Annotated in this window: 14 protein-coding genes; 8 read left to right on the top strand and 6 right to left on the bottom strand. The window is 47.3% G+C overall.

Annotated features, from left to right (window positions below):
* Both FC652_RS11290 and purF read left to right on the top strand, forming a co-directional pair.
* Positions 1-492 (top strand): CvpA family protein, encoded by a 492-nt coding sequence (locus tag FC652_RS11290; protein ID WP_011079893.1) that lies wholly within the window; start codon positions 1-3, stop codon positions 490-492.
* A 36-nt stretch (positions 493-528) separates the two neighbouring features.
* Complete coding sequence (gene purF / locus FC652_RS11285; RefSeq protein WP_176298632.1) at positions 529-2,043, top strand: amidophosphoribosyltransferase; 1,515 nt, start codon at positions 529-531, stop codon at positions 2,041-2,043.
* A gap of 90 nt (positions 2,044-2,133) precedes the next feature.
* Here purF and FC652_RS11280 read toward each other — a convergent pair whose 3' ends face one another.
* Positions 2,134-3,009 (bottom strand): LysR family transcriptional regulator, encoded by an 876-nt coding sequence (locus FC652_RS11280; protein ID WP_176298734.1) that lies wholly within the window; start codon positions 3,007-3,009, stop codon positions 2,134-2,136.
* A gap of 277 nt (positions 3,010-3,286) precedes the next feature.
* On the opposite strand from FC652_RS11280, the gene FC652_RS11275 reads away from it, so the two are divergent.
* The 6 genes from FC652_RS11275 to recR all read left to right on the top strand — a co-directional run bounded on the left by FC652_RS11275 (position 3,287) and on the right by recR (position 9,180).
* Positions 3,287-4,393, top strand: a complete 1,107-nt coding sequence (locus tag FC652_RS11275) for a response regulator (RefSeq protein ID WP_176298631.1) — start codon at positions 3,287-3,289, stop codon at positions 4,391-4,393.
* Between the two features lie 457 nt (positions 4,394-4,850).
* A complete protein-coding gene (locus FC652_RS11270; RefSeq protein ID WP_336886307.1) occupies positions 4,851-5,243 on the top strand; it encodes a YbaN family protein in 393 nt (130 codons plus the stop codon).
* 165 nt (positions 5,244-5,408) lie between these two features.
* Complete coding sequence (gene apt, locus FC652_RS11265; protein ID WP_011079898.1) at positions 5,409-5,954, top strand: adenine phosphoribosyltransferase; 546 nt, start codon at positions 5,409-5,411, stop codon at positions 5,952-5,954.
* 8 nt (positions 5,955-5,962) lie between these two features.
* Positions 5,963-8,155, top strand: coding sequence for a DNA polymerase III subunit gamma/tau (gene dnaX, locus FC652_RS11260; RefSeq protein ID WP_176298630.1), 2,193 nt, complete (start codon positions 5,963-5,965; stop codon positions 8,153-8,155).
* Positions 8,156-8,232: 77 nt separating this feature from the next.
* A complete protein-coding gene (locus FC652_RS11255; protein ID WP_011150874.1) occupies positions 8,233-8,562 on the top strand; it encodes a YbaB/EbfC family nucleoid-associated protein in 330 nt (109 codons plus the stop codon).
* Positions 8,563-8,577: 15 nt separating this feature from the next.
* On the top strand, positions 8,578-9,180 hold the full coding sequence (gene recR, locus FC652_RS11250; RefSeq protein WP_176298629.1) for a recombination mediator RecR: 603 nt from the start codon (positions 8,578-8,580) through the stop codon (positions 9,178-9,180).
* 61 nt (positions 9,181-9,241) lie between these two features.
* Here the strand turns inward: recR and FC652_RS11245 are convergent, their stop codons facing one another.
* The 5 genes from FC652_RS11245 to aqpZ all read right to left on the bottom strand — a co-directional run bounded on the left by FC652_RS11245 (position 9,242) and on the right by aqpZ (position 14,678).
* Positions 9,242-10,387, bottom strand: coding sequence for a hypothetical protein (locus FC652_RS11245; protein WP_176298628.1), 1,146 nt, complete (start codon positions 10,385-10,387; stop codon positions 9,242-9,244).
* 15 nt (positions 10,388-10,402) lie between these two features.
* Complete coding sequence (locus FC652_RS11240) at positions 10,403-11,437, bottom strand: DUF2860 family protein (RefSeq protein WP_176298627.1); 1,035 nt, start codon at positions 11,435-11,437, stop codon at positions 10,403-10,405.
* A 66-nt stretch (positions 11,438-11,503) separates the two neighbouring features.
* On the bottom strand, positions 11,504-13,111 hold the full coding sequence (locus tag FC652_RS11235) for an ATP-binding protein (RefSeq protein WP_176298626.1): 1,608 nt from the start codon (positions 13,109-13,111) through the stop codon (positions 11,504-11,506).
* On the bottom strand, positions 13,108-13,827 hold the full coding sequence (locus FC652_RS11230) for a response regulator transcription factor (RefSeq protein ID WP_176298625.1): 720 nt from the start codon (positions 13,825-13,827) through the stop codon (positions 13,108-13,110). Before FC652_RS11230 ends, FC652_RS11235 begins: the two co-directional genes overlap by 4 nt.
* A gap of 155 nt (positions 13,828-13,982) precedes the next feature.
* The gene (gene aqpZ, locus FC652_RS11225) at positions 13,983-14,678 is read right to left on the bottom strand and encodes an aquaporin Z (protein ID WP_176298624.1); all 696 of its coding nucleotides are present in this window, start codon (positions 14,676-14,678) and stop codon (positions 13,983-13,985) included.
* Between the last annotated feature and the right edge of the window lie 142 nt (positions 14,679-14,820).

Raw genomic sequence — 14,820 nt, 5'->3', positions numbered from 1 at the left:
ATGAATTGGTTAGATTTTGTCATTTTAGGTGTGATCGGATTTTCAGCTCTGATCAGTTTAGTTCGCGGTTTTGCGAAAGAAGCATTGTCATTGGTGATTTGGTTTGGAGCCTTTTTTATCTCCAGTAACTATTACACCAAACTCGCGGTGTATTTCACCAATATCGAAGACGACATGTTTCGAAACGGAGCCGCAATCGCGGCATTGTTTGTCGCGACCTTGGTAGTTGGTGCAGTGGTCAATTATGTCATTGCTCAACTAGTACAAAAAACAGGGCTTTCAGGCACAGACCGAATTTTGGGTGTGGTGTTTGGTGGTCTACGTGGGGTGCTAATTGTCTCTGCGGTGCTGTTTTTTATGGATGCTTTTACGGCATTCCCAAGTTCGGAGTGGTGGAAGAGTTCGCAACTGGTCCCTGAGTTCAGTCGAATCATTGCCCCATTCTTCGAGCATTTACAAGCAACATCGAGTTTTTTGTCTGGCACTCTCTAGCGGTGCCAGCTACTGTCGCAAATCGAGGATTAGGACATGTGTGGTATTGTTGGAATCGTGGGCACAACCCCTGTAAACCAGTCAATTTATGACGCGTTAACAGTGTTACAGCATCGTGGCCAAGATGCCGCTGGTATTTGTACCATAGAAAGCAATCGTTTTCGTCTGCGTAAGGCAAACGGTCTGGTCAAAGATGTGTTTGAAGCAAAACACATGCAACGTCTTCAAGGCAACGTCGGCATTGGTCATGTACGCTATCCAACGGCCGGTAGTTCAAGTGCTTCAGAAGCACAGCCTTTCTACGTTAACTCGCCATTTGGCATTAGCTTAGCGCACAACGGCAACCTGACTAACGCTCACGAAGTTCGTCAGAAATTGTTCGAAAAAGATCGCCGCCATGTAAATACCACCTCAGACTCCGAAGTTCTTCTCAACGTTCTTGCTCATGAAATTGATACAGTAAAAGGCAACGTTACTGCCGATGATGTCTTCCGAGCCATCGCCAATGTCCATCGTACCATTCGTGGTGCTTACGCGGTCACGGCGATGATCATCGGTCACGGTATGATTGCCTTTCGCGACCCACATGGTATTCGTCCACTTTGCTTAGGTAAGCGCGAAGAGAACGGACAAACGGAATACATGGTGGCGTCAGAATCAGTAGCGCTGGATGCGGTTGGCTTTGATTTTGTGCGTGACGTTGCGCCAGGTGAAGCGATTTACGCGACTTTTGACGGTGAACTCTTTACCAAGCAGTGCGCTGACAATCCAAAACTCAACCCGTGCATTTTTGAGTTCGTTTACTTTGCGCGTCCTGATTCGTTTATCGACAAAATTTCTGTCTATAGTGCGCGAGTCGAAATGGGTAAAAAGTTGGGTGAGCGCATTAAAGAAGAGTACGCCGATCTTGATATTGACGTTGTCATTCCCATTCCAGAGACCTCTTGTGATATCGCACTGCAAATTGCACAAGCGATTGATAAGCCGTACCGCCAAGGGTTTGTTAAAAACCGCTATGTCGGCCGTACCTTTATCATGCCGGGCCAGCAATTGCGTAAAAAATCGGTACGTCGCAAGCTCAATGCCATTCGCTCTGAATTCAAAGATAAGAATGTACTGTTAGTCGACGACTCAATTGTACGTGGCACCACTTCTGAGCAAATTATCGAAATGGCGAGAGACTCAGGCGCGAAGAAAGTGTTTATTGTTTCTGCTGCACCAGAGGTGCGTTTCCCGAACGTTTACGGCATTGATATGCCAAGCGCAACTGAGCTTATTGCGCATGGACGAGATAACGAGACAATCTGTAAGCTGATTGGTGCTGACGCGCTGATTTTCCAAAAACTGGAAGATTTAGTGGATGCGGTAGGCTTAGGAAACCCCGATATCATCAAGTTCGATACCTCCGTCTTTAATGGCGAGTACGTGACGGGTGATATTGATCAGCAGTACCTTGATTTCCTAGATTCGATGCGTAACGACGATGCAAAAGTACAACGCGAAATTCAGCTAGATTTAGCGAATCTAGAGTTGCATAACGAAGGTGCATAGCGCTTGAGTAAAGTTTGCCTTTGGGCAAAATAAAAAGAAAATGAAAAAACCAGAACGTTAGTTCTGGTTTTTTGTTTGAGACACTTTTTTCTAGTGAATGTTATAAGCAATCACGTAGTCGATAAACAAACGCACTTTTTCGGGTAAGTGATCTTTGTGATTGTAGAGCATATAAATATCGCGCGGGTTTGCGCTCCAGTCAGGCAGAATACGCACTAGGCTGCCATCAGCGATGTACTCTTTTATCATCACATCTGGCATGAGCGTGATGCCTAGCCCCTCTGAACATGCGCTACGTACCACATTCAGTGCATTGGCTTGAAAGCGACCACGATCAACGTTAACCACGGTTTCGCCTTTGCTGTTGATTAATGTCCACTTTAACAGCGGGTGGCCTTTGAGCAGGAAGTGGTCGTGCAGATCTTCAGCATGAGTTGGCATAGGGTGAGCGTTTACATACTCAGGGCTAGCCACCAAAATATCTTTTACCGAACCAATTTTACGCGCGATAAGGCTTGAATCTCTTTGTGGTCCTACACGGAAAATGACGTCCCATTCGGTGGGATCAAGTCGATCAGCATTACTTTCAGTGGTGAGCTCAATATTGATGTCGGGATATTTGCTCATAAAACCGTTGAGCATCGGCATCATCATGCGCTTGGTGAGATTGTAGGGCGTTGAAATCTTGATTTTTCCCGAAGCACCGCGGCATTCGTCGGTAATTTCCTCTGCGGTGTTGGTTAGTCTTTGTAATAAAGGCGCACATTCACGGAAAAAGCGCTCTCCAGCTTCAGTGAGCGACAACTTGCGTGCATGGCGATTGAGAAGACGTAAGTTTACGGCTTCTTCTAAAGCTTGTATGCGTCTGGTAATGGTGGCGACCGGAATCATCGTTTTACGTGAAGTTGCGGTGTAGCTCCCATTTTCAACAACGAGTCTAAACAGGTTGAGATCGTCTAATTTCATATTTTCTGACACATCTATTTACCAAATAGGCCTAATTTAACGCTAACTTTGCGATCAAAGTTTGCTTGAAGTCAACTGGAACCGCGATTTGTACTTACTCAATATCTAGTAGCAAAAGCTGATATAGGGTGGAATATTTGTATAAATGGTTTTTTGCAGCTACTTTTTATGACAGAGACTGCATGGGTATTACAACGGAAGTAATGACCCTGCTTCCATTAAATAACAATAAGAATAACATTGATAACCACTTTGACTGAGTGTGTGAGGTGAAGCTATGTATAAGACTCACAGTCAAACGGCAATGACCTCGGCAAGGGATGCGGTACAACCAAAGCTAGTACTATTGGTTGATGATGATCCGATCTTTCGTCGTATTACCAGTGCCTATCTCGAAAACCAAGGATACAGAGTCGTAGAATCAGAAAATGGTTTGCAAGGGCTCCAGCAGCTACGTGAACACGACCCTGATATTGTTTTATGCGATTTGTCGATGCCAGTGCTAAGCGGTATCGAGTTTGTGGAAGAGGTGAGCCTTGAGTATCCCTCTCTGCCGATGATTGTTGTTTCTGCCACCGGAGAGATGTCAGATGTCGCTAAGGCATTGCGATTTGGCATCAAAGATTTTCTTCCCAAACCCATTGGTAACTATCAGCATTTGGCTGATGCCATTGAGAGTACCTTGGAAGACTCGATGAATCATATCGCCGATCAGCGAGACTTTTCTAGTCAGTGGTTCCGAGTTGATGGTGGTGGTGAGTTGCCTGATGAACAAGAACTGCATTGGCACCTTAACTATCTGGAAGACAATCCAAATGCTGCACGTGACTTGCTTCACGCCTTGTTGCCTGAAAAGGATACCTCTCAAGGTGATTGGAAGGTCTGTTACAAGCTTTTGCAATCTATCGATATGATGCCGTTGGTGTTTGATTACCGTTGGTTGATGAACGGGCAGTTTGCTTTTTACTTGGTGGATTCCGCTTCGGTAGAAAAGCAGGGGGTTGCGACTACACTGCTGATAAGAGCTTTGTTCGATGATTATTTGAGAAATTTGAAAAGTTTCAGTGCGGATCTTAAGGATATTGCCGAGATCCTCGAGAGAGGTATTCGTTATTCGGACTGTGCTTGCCCTGTGAATGCTTTATTTGGTGTTGCTGACTTGGTTGACGGCAGTGTGGAAATATTACCTGCAGGTCTAGACAGCCAATGGTCGACTGGATTAGTTAATCAACATATCTCGGCGGGAAATCGCTTGGGTAATCACAGCTTAAAGAATTTTATCACTCGAGATTTGCAGATAGGTTCGGGAAGTCAACTCTCTATCGGCTGCTTGGGATCAGCGAGCTTCAGCCTAACTATTACTCGAGGAAGTAAAGTGAGTTAGCGATGTGAGCGCAAACTTTGAGTAGGTGTGTTAGCTTAATAACACATAACAGCAAAAACACAGTTTCTTAAAGCTGTGTTTTTTTATGAATTGATGCATCTATAGAAAAACAACGTTTAGTCAGCGGTGTTGATGTGTTATCCGCTAATTTATCAATTATCCCTACTTTTGCTTGGTGTTTAGCGAAGTGTCTTTGCGGTATATTGTCGGCGAAAACAATAATGAACCATTTTCTTAACCATTGGTTAACTCTTTTGGGGTAGAAAACGTAAAGAAAGTTATCAGCACAAGAGTAGAAGCATCATGGCAGACAAAGATTTTAAAGAGCCCTATAATCTGTTTTATTTTCTTGGTTTTATCGCAGTTCTTTTAATTCCAACTTTACCTGCGACATTAACCTGGATTCGTGTACTAAACGGTTACGCGGGTTTCTAAGCATTAATATCGGGAGTTCACCATCCGTATTCGACGTTTATTTCTCAATATAGTTGGTGGACTCAGTTTATGCCTTGGTATTGCAGGCATTATCCTTCCTCTGCTTCCAACCACGCCTTTTATTCTGCTCGCGAGCGCCTGTTTTTTACGTTCCAGCCCGCGATTTCATCATTGGTTACACAGCCACAAAACCTTTGGTCCGGTACTGGACAATTGGCAACAAAATCGTGCTGTGACGCGTCGCGTTAAACAGCGTGCTATCTTGTTTATTCTGCTGAGCTTCTCTGTTTCTATTTGGATTGCACCACTCATGTGGCTAAAGATTGCACTAATGTTTGGTTTAATCGTTTTGCTTGGCATTTTTGTCCGCCTCCCTGTGAGCGACTCGGTTGCCGCGCGACGGGAAACTGACTAGAATTGGGAAGAAAAGTGCGCCCACTCTTCGAGTGGGCATTTTGTTTTTAGCGTTACAGAGAATGTTCGACGTCAGCCCTGTAACGATGAGTACCACCTGTTCTAAGCCCTCATAATAGCGTGACAAAAAGAGAGGGCGATGAGCCAATCTAAGTAAATCGATATTATGACTACAAACACCATTGCACAGATCCAAGCCAGTATTAAAAGCATCCCTGATTACCCGAAACCAGGTATCCTGTTTCGCGATGTGACCAGCCTTCTAGAAGACGCTCAGGCGTACCAGGCAACCATCCAATTGTTGGTTGATAAGTACAAAGACATGGGGTTCACCAAAGTGGTGGGTACTGAAGCGCGTGGTTTCCTATTTGGTGCACCGCTTGCGTTGCAATTAGGTGTGGGCTTTGTGCCTGTACGTAAGCCGGGTAAACTGCCTCGCAACACCATCGCACAATCATACGAACTTGAGTACGGTGTTGATACACTGGAAATCCATACGGATGCGATCGTTGAAGGTGACAAAGTTTTAGTGGTTGATGACTTGCTTGCGACAGGCGGCACCATTGAAGCGACAACCAAACTGATTCGTCAGCTTGGCGGTGTGGTTGAGCATGCCGCGTTTGTTATCAATCTACCTGAAATTGGTGGCGACAAGCGTTTGGAAGGTCTTGGCCTTAACGTTTACAGCATCTGTGAATTCGAAGGACACTAATTAAGTCAATGAGTTATTTAGCTTTAGCGCGAAAATGGCGTCCGCGTCAATTTAAAGAAGTGGTGGGGCAAGGCCATGTGCTGACTGCCCTAGAAAATGCTCTTGAGCACAATCGTCTGCACCATGCTTACTTGTTCAGTGGCACACGAGGTGTGGGTAAAACCTCGATTGGTCGCTTGTTTGCCAAAGCTCTCAACTGCGAAACGGGCATCACCTCAGCGCCTTGTGGACAATGTGATACCTGCCGAGAGATTGAAGAAGGGCGCTTCGTTGATCTACTGGAGATTGACGCCGCATCGCGTACTAAAGTTGAAGACACTCGTGAACTGTTAGACAACGTTCAATACAAACCAGCGCGCGGTCGTTTCAAGGTTTACTTGATCGACGAAGTGCACATGCTCTCGCGTCACTCTTTTAATGCGTTACTCAAAACCTTAGAAGAGCCGCCAGAGTATGTGAAATTCCTATTGGCAACGACGGATCCACAGAAACTTCCTGTGACGATTTTGTCTCGTTGTTTGCAGTTCCACCTTAAGCCGATCACGGTTGATGCTATCCATCAACAGCTCGATTTTATTTTGGCGAAAGAAGGTGTCACCGCTCAAGCACGTGCGCTTGGTATGATCGCGCATGCTGCCGATGGCAGTATGCGTGACGCCCTAAGCTTAACCGATCAAGCAATTGCGTTAGGTAATGGTCAGATTGAAACCGATCTGGTCAGCCATATGTTAGGCACCATTGACACCGACCAAGCGATCCATCTCTTAGAAGCTATCAGCAGCAAGCAGCCACAAGTGGCGATGGATAAGATCCAGCAGCTCGCGCAAAATGGTGCGGAGTGGGATGGTTTGTTGCAACAATTAGCGACTCAGCTGCATCGCATTGCCATGTACCAGCTGTTGCCTTCAAGTCTGGACAAAGCGCAGCCTGATGCAGAAAAAATTGAACTGCTTAGTCGTGCACTGTCGCCACAAGATGTTCAGCTGTTTTATCAGATCGCCTTAAAAGGGCGTGATGACCTCTCTTTGGCGCCAAATGGGCGTATCGGGATGGAAATGATTGTGTTGCGTATGATGGCATTTCGTCCTGCGGATGTGTCGCAAGCGAACATCATTTCTGCGCAAGGTGCGAATTTAGCATCAGCGCCGGCAGCTCAAAGTGCCGCTCCTCAAGTGAGTACGTCGCCAGCCCAAACGGCCCCGGCGATGAGCGCAAAGCCAAGCTCTGAACGGGTTGCTCCCGCAGAACGTCCTCAAGCGGTCAGTCACGCGCCATCGCGTCTCGCTTCATCGATGAATGCCCCAAGTTCTGTGGCCCCTCAGCCTGTTCAGACAGAGATGCCACCTCAATATGATGCGCCACCGATGGATTATGCCGATTATCCACCTATGGATGACATGCCGCCAATGGGTTATGGCTATGAGGATGCAGCCGCATTGCAGCCTGAGCCTCAACCTGCGCCGCAGCAGGCGCCTGAAAGGGCAAATCCAGCTCCTGGTGGCTTGACTGGTTTGCGCCATCAACTGCGTTCTCAACGTCAAGGGTTGGCACAAAATGGTGGCTCAAAAAAGTCTAAAGCGGCATCTGCTGAGAAAGAGTCGGTCCTCGATCGAGTCGCGCAAAAGCAGGCAACTGCAGCGCAGGTGTCGCCACGTCAAAGCCTTGTATCGTCAGAGCCTGAAGTAAAAGAGGATGAACCCTATCAATGGCGTCCGAGTCAGCCTGTGGTGCAATCTAAGAACAAAGAGCTGACACCGACGGAAATTAAACGCGCACTTGAGCACGAAAAAACGCCAGAAATGGCTGAAAAACTCGTTGCAGAATCGCTCGAGCAGAGTGAGTGGGCGAAATTGATCACCCAGCTCGAAACGGCAAAATTGGTGGAACAGTTAGCGCTCAACTCGGCGTTTAACAAAGATGGTTCAACCATCGCTTTGACGCTGCGTAGCCATCAACAACATTTAAATACCGATAAAGCGCAAAAAGAGCTGCTTTCTGCGCTCAACGAAACGCTGGGCGAAACTTGCCATCTCTCTGTGGAAGTCGGAGAGCAAGGTGAGACTCCTCTAGAGTTACGCGAAAGGCTTTATCAGCAAAAATTACAGCAGGCTTTCACTAGCCTGGAAAATGACACCCATGTTCAGTTTATACTGCGCCGATTCAGTGCAGAACTGGACAGAGACAGTGTTCGCCCTGTCTGAATTTATTCGCGGGGTTGAAATGTTCGACAAACGACCCCATCCATAGTGAAACACCTCATTCAACCAGAGAGAAAAACATGTTTGGTAAAGGCGGTATGGGCAACCTAATGAAGCAAGCCCAACAAATGCAAGAACGCATGCAAAAGCTTCAAGAAGAAATCGCAAATATGGAAGTGGTCGGCGAATCAGGCGCAGGCTTGGTGAAAGTCACCATCACTGGTAGCCACAGCGTACGTCGTGTCAACATCGATGAAAGCTTGATGGAAGATGACAAAGAGATGCTTGAAGACTTGATCGCAGCAGCATTTAACGATGCAGCACGCCGAGTTGAAGAAACTCAAAAAGAGAAAATGGCAGCAATCACTGGCGGTATGCAACTACCACCAGGCATGAAAATGCCGTTTTAATCGAAAAGGTTAACTATGCGTACCAGCCATATGCTGGAACAATTGATGGAGGCCTTACGTTGTTTGCCTGGGGTTGGCCCCAAGTCAGCACAGCGTATGGCCTTTCATTTGTTACAGCGAGATAGAAAAGGCGGCCTGCAGCTTGCGGATGCATTAAGTCATGCCATGACGGAAATTGGTCACTGTAACGAGTGCCGTACTTTTACCGAAGAAGACGTTTGTCATATCTGCAACAACCCAAAACGCCAAGAAAACGGATTATTGTGTGTGGTCGAAAGCCCTGCCGATATCGCTGCGGTGGAAGCCACAGGGCAATTTTCTGGTCGTTACTTTGTGTTGATGGGGCACCTATCACCGCTTGATGGTATTGGACCTAGTGATATTGGCCTTGATGTCCTCGATTATCGTCTGCGTCGCGGTGATATCAAAGAAGTGATCTTAGCGACCAACCCTACCGTGGAAGGTGAAGCGACCGCGCACTACATCGCTGAACTCTGTCGAGCGCATACAGTGGACGCCAGTCGAATTGCTCATGGTGTTCCCGTCGGTGGGGAGCTTGAGCTGGTGGATGGCACGACGCTCTCCCATTCGTTATTGGGCCGACACAAACTCAACTAACACCAAAGCGATGCTGTCACAGCATCGCTTTTTCATTGCGTCTTTTTCTTTGATGAACGGGTTAAGATTCGGGCTCCATGACCAATCGCCAATGTGAGTCGAGCACGGGTGATGGTGTGTAGTAGAAGTGCTGTTCGCCGCTGTGTAGGTAGCTGAGATACTCACTCAATATCCTACAAGTGGTCTGTTCGCACGTTGGGTTGGTAAACAACACAATTCCATCGAGGTCACTATTTGCAGGCAGTGAAACACACGAAGATGGCTGCTTGTTTGGGTTGATGCACAGCAAAGCCACGCGTGTGGTGAGTTTTTCCAAAAGGGTAAAAAGTGCCTGTTCGCCAAGTGCATTTGGCGTTCTTATTTCCAAGCGTATCTCGCTAACCTCCTTAAGCTGCACAAGTGCATCGTCGAGCTGCTTTGTGAAATCGGCCAGCGAAACGTCATGCAGCGCACCTATCTCATGCAGCGCATCTATATCATGGCGTGCGCCTTGCTCATGTCGAGCGCCTATCTCAAGTAAGCCGATGCCATTGTCTTGACGGCCGTGAACCACGAGGTCCCTTGTTGGACTCGCTCTCCATTGCTCTGCCGATGGGGCTTGTATGGCGGTTAGCCTTGATCCGCTTAGTTCGGTGAACATGGCTTCGACTAATGAACGCCATTGCTCTTCGTTTTGCGCCTGTGCCGCTTTGATCAAATAGGGTTGATAAAGTTGCTGCCACTCATCTTGAATTTGAGCGTAGTGCGGATAGTTTGTCGCTACGCTTTGCCAAAGTTGCTGGTAGTCGTCTTCATAGCTTAATGAGTTTCGCGCTGCGACCACCGGTTGAGGCTCACGCAGCACAATCTTAACTTGGTCCGTATTGGTGCGATCACCACTGTCTTTGGCGTAAAGTTCAAAGATGTACGTTCCTGCAACGGTCGGATTGAGCAGTGTGGCCGTAAAGCTGTCAGCATTTAAAATGGTTAGGCTCTGTGGACCCGAAATTTGTCGCCATTGCTTAGTCTTGATAGAGAACACCAGTTTCGGCCAACTTTTGGCAGAACCATGTAGGGTAATGGTGTCGATGGGCAACGTATGGTATTGGTCGGAACCTGCGTTGACTGTTGGTTTAGTGTACTTGTTAGCATCGGCGGCATCATCAACATCGCACCCAGCGAGGAACAACAGTGTGGCTATTAAGACGATTTTGAGTAAGTTACACATCTTAAATCCTCCGGATCAGAAACTGTAGCTAATGCCAGTGGAGAGAAAGGCCTCTTCACTGTCGTAAAAATCGATATCGGAATCCGACTCTTGATAACCCGCCATAACGTTCAGTTGGGTATTTCGCCAGCCCCAAAGATCGGCATAGCTGTAGACGGAGAAAAAGCCAAAGCTCTCGTAATCTTGCTTGCGAGAAAAAACGGGGTTGTCTGCATCAAAACTGGCAGAGCTGTTTCTCAGTGTTGTGATCACACTGTGTCTGCCTTGGGCGACAAGAAATGACATCTGTGCTGTCAATAACTGATTGCTTTTGGCATCGCCATCGGCGTCGCGCAGCGTGTAGTAAAACGCAGGGGACAGTACAAACGACTGGCTCAAAGGAAAGGAGATCTCTGCGCCAAAGCGTTGATAGTCGCTGGCACGCTTTAATTGTGAACGAGCTTCAGGGGTTAACCCTTGTGAGAGGCCGATGTCGTCGTATTCAACTTCGCTGCTGGCGACAGCGTATTTCAAACTGATTGGCAAAGGGCTGGTGATGTCCATCGCGAATCTCACGCCACCGACCGTTTGCTCCGTTGTTTGCCTTTTTTGACCAGTAAGATAAGGGTCACGCCAGACTTCTTCCATGCTAGGGACATTCCCAAAGAGTGCGGCAGTGAGGATCATGGCGTTGTTGAACCGATGTGCAACGCCTAATTCAGCTTGAAATTGCGCTTCTGCTATCTGTTCTTCACTATTGCCAAGAAAGAGTAACGTGTCGCCAAAGCTGTATTGCAATCGGCCAAGAAAAAATGGAGACGCTTGTGATAGCTTTTTGCCTTGGTTGGTGAGATCGGCGGTGATTTCATTATCTTCATGAGTGTTGTTTTGTGATTGGCTTTGGCCAAATCCAATATTAATACTGATGGTGCCGCTGAATCCGGGATCAAATGGGTCCGACTCTGCCAAGCTATATGAAGAGGCGAGTGCGGCAATTGCACTAAGTAGTATTGCCGCGTGTGTTGGGGAAACTTGCATGCTAATTCCTTGTGAATGACGTTTGAAAGCCATTCCAAATTAGCATTCACCACATTGATAAATCGTTGGTGTTTTATGGACGAATTGTGTCCATTTTGGTCACAATTCCGACTCGGCAGTATTCGGATGCAGCTCAGGCCATTGCAGTTCAAACGCAGCACCACCCAAAGTCGATGACACCACTTTCGCGTTACCTTTGTGCCAAAGCATGATTTGTTTAACGATCGCCAATCCTAACCCGTGGCCTTTTTCGCTGCTTCGTTCTTGGTTATCAAGCTGAGTGAAAGGCTCAAAAATGCGTTCTGCGTGTTCATTGGGCACACCTTGACCATCGTCTTCCACCGTAATGTGAAATGCGCTGCCACTGTATTTAAACGAGACAATAATGGTACTTTGAGCAAATCGGCTTGCATTGGTAAGAAGGTTTTTCACCGCGCGCATCAGTCCTTTGTTGTCGATGAACATGCGATGCTGTTTTAACTCTGGCGAACAGTAAAACTGGATATCGAGATCGGGATGCTGGAGTTTGAAATCATCGATTTCGTTGAGCAGCTCCCTAGCAAAGCAGCATGGCGAAAAGTGGGTGATATCGGCAATCCGATTGTAGCGAGAGAGCAGTAAGTTTTGGTTGATGAGATGGTCGAGATCATCAATGCTTGTGTGCAGTGCGCGTTGATATTTCTCTTTTTGCGCGTCGCTGGTGTGAGGATCTTCCAGCATCTCAATCGCAAAGCGCAGCCGATACAATGGCGTACGTAAATCGTGTGCGACGGCGTTGGTCAGCTCACGCTGCCGAGCAATGAGACTCTCGATATTGTCGGCCATGTTGTTGAAGGAGCCACTGAGTTGAGAAACCACCGAGAGCTTGGAAGCTCGCGCCCGTTGTGACAGTTTGCCTTGGCCAAATTCGGTGGCGGTTGCCACCAGCCGAGTTAAATCACGCCAAAGAGGGTAGACCCACAAAATCAAAGCAAGAGAAATCAGTAGGAAGAATGTGAGAACAATCGTGGTGCTTAGTTTCATTTGTATCGTTTGAGACAAGTTATCTTTAACGTGCAACCACAATCCTTGTTCAACTAAAGCCAGTAGTTCTAGCTCGCCATTTTGATTGATGTAACTGACAATGTTGTTTGGGCTGTCTGAAGTCGCTTGTATGGCAACGTCACTCAGCTGTTCATCTGTCATCAGGTTGATCTTAATCGGGAGCTTAGTGTTAACGTCTGCAAGATAGGATTGCCATTGTTCTTTGGGTATTTGGAGCAGATCTTCTACGGCGAGTGACAGTGTGCCCTTGGCTTGATTGAGTGCTGCGATTTCGTGGGACTCGTTAAGGGCAATGTAAATGATTTGGTCACTGTGTCCCACTCGTTGCAATAATGCCATTGGATCACCAAAGACAAAGGTCAACTCGCCACTTTCGAGTGACGAATAGAGTTTGTTGTCGGTTTGGTAATCAGCGAGAGGAAGGAGTTTCAAAGGATAAGCAAAATCCTGTGCGTAGTGGGAAATCGTTTGTTGCCATTCGGACTGCGGCTGTTGTAACAGTCTCTTTGACAACGATTCAAAACTGACGCGATAGAGAGGTTTATAGAAGTCTTCAGAAAACTGCTCGTTGAGAGTCAAAACAGGGTTAATGCCACTCGGAATGACGAGCAGTGTGGTTGGAAGAAATACCGCCAACCATAAAATGGCAAATGCGCGAATCATAGTGAAGCCTCCCAAGAAGAGGCACACAGTTGATAACCAACGCCGCGAATGGTCTTGATTAAAGTTGGCTCGTTAGGGTCATCATTGAGGGTGCGGCGCAGGCGAGAAATTCTTCGGTCGATGGAGCGATCTAATCCGTCATATTCAAAGCCGCGAATGTGCTGTGCGATGTCATCGCGTGATACCACTTGGCCAACGTGTCTGGCCAAAAGCAGCAGCAGTTCAAATTCAGAGGTGGTCAGTTTGAGCGTTTGCTGATGCAATGTGACACTGCGGTGTTGCAAATTAATCACCAAAGGACCGAGTTGCAAATCATCCTTGTTGCTTTCTGCCGTTAAACGCTCGTGTCTACGCAGCAACGCACGAATGCGCGACAGCAGTAATCTTGGCTTTACTTGCTTCACGATGTAGTCGTCTGCACCCAGTTCTAATCCCATGACTTGGTCAATGTCGTCATCTAGGGCAGTTTGCATCAAAATCATGCCATGGTACTTACTGCGTATCGCTTTACACACTTCCATGCCGCTTTGCCCAGGCAACATAACATCGAGAATCACTAAATCAGGTTGGTTTGACAAGATTTTATCCACGGCGTGAAAACCATCCGAAACGATATCAATCTGAAATTCATAATTTTGTAGAAAATCTTTGATCAACTCAGCGAGTTCCAAGTCGTCTTCAACAAGAATAATCCGATATGAGGCAGGTGAAGTCATAGAGTTGCACGGCAGAGAGTGAATAGTGGAACTATAACTCAGCCCAATGAATTGCTCTGTGACCATTTGTGACCAAGTCACAAAGTTGTGATGTGTTTTATAAAATATAGATGCGCAATAGAAAAAGAGCCGCTCGAATCGGCGGCTCGTTGTGATTAGGCTTTGTTAGACCCGGAAATTAACTTGTAGGCCATCGCCCCCAGTAGTGCGCCTAGAATCGGCGCGACCCAGAATAGCCAAAGTTGCGCGGTGGCCCAGTCGCCAACATAGAGAGCAACACCAGTGCTTCGGGCTGGGTTGACCGATGTGTTGGTCACCGGAATGCTGATGAGGTGGATAAGCGTGAGGCATAAACCGATAGCGATGGGCGCAAAACCTTGAGGTGCACGCTGATCTGTTGCGCCAAGAATCACCAGCAAAAACATCATGGTCATCACGACTTCGCTCACTAGCGCAGAAGTCAGCGAATAGCCACCGGGAGAATGCTCACCATAACCGTTAGAGGCAAAACCCGAGTTCGCCGCATCGAAGCCCATTTGACCAGAGGCGATGCTATAAAGCACGCCACCGGCAATGACGCCACCGATCACTTGGGCAAGGATATAAGGAACAATTTCTTTGGCTTCAAATCGTCCGCCAGCCCATAAGCCAATGGTGACGGCAGGGTTCAAGTGACAGCCGGAAATATGGCCGATGGCAAAAGCCATGGTGAGCACCGTCAAACCGAACGCGAGGGATACGCCTAGCAGGCCAATCCCAACGTCCGGAAAGGCGGCCGCCAACACGGCACTGCCACATCCACCAAGCACCAGCCAAAAGGTGCCAAATAATTCCGCCAGATATTTATTCATACAATGTCCTATTGAGAGGGGGAGTATTGGAATAAAAATAGCTGACAATCAGCACCTTGCTAGAAAGTGTCGTGATATTGTGTCGCGAAATTCTACTTGGGGCTGTGTTTTCTTAGAGCTAAGAAATGTTTCACCATTTTGA

Source organism: Vibrio sp. 05-20-BW147 (genome assembly GCF_013369385.1).
Classification (GTDB): Bacteria; Pseudomonadota; Gammaproteobacteria; order Enterobacterales; family Vibrionaceae; genus Vibrio; species Vibrio floridensis.
This window is presented reverse-complemented; position numbering and strand designations above follow the sequence as displayed.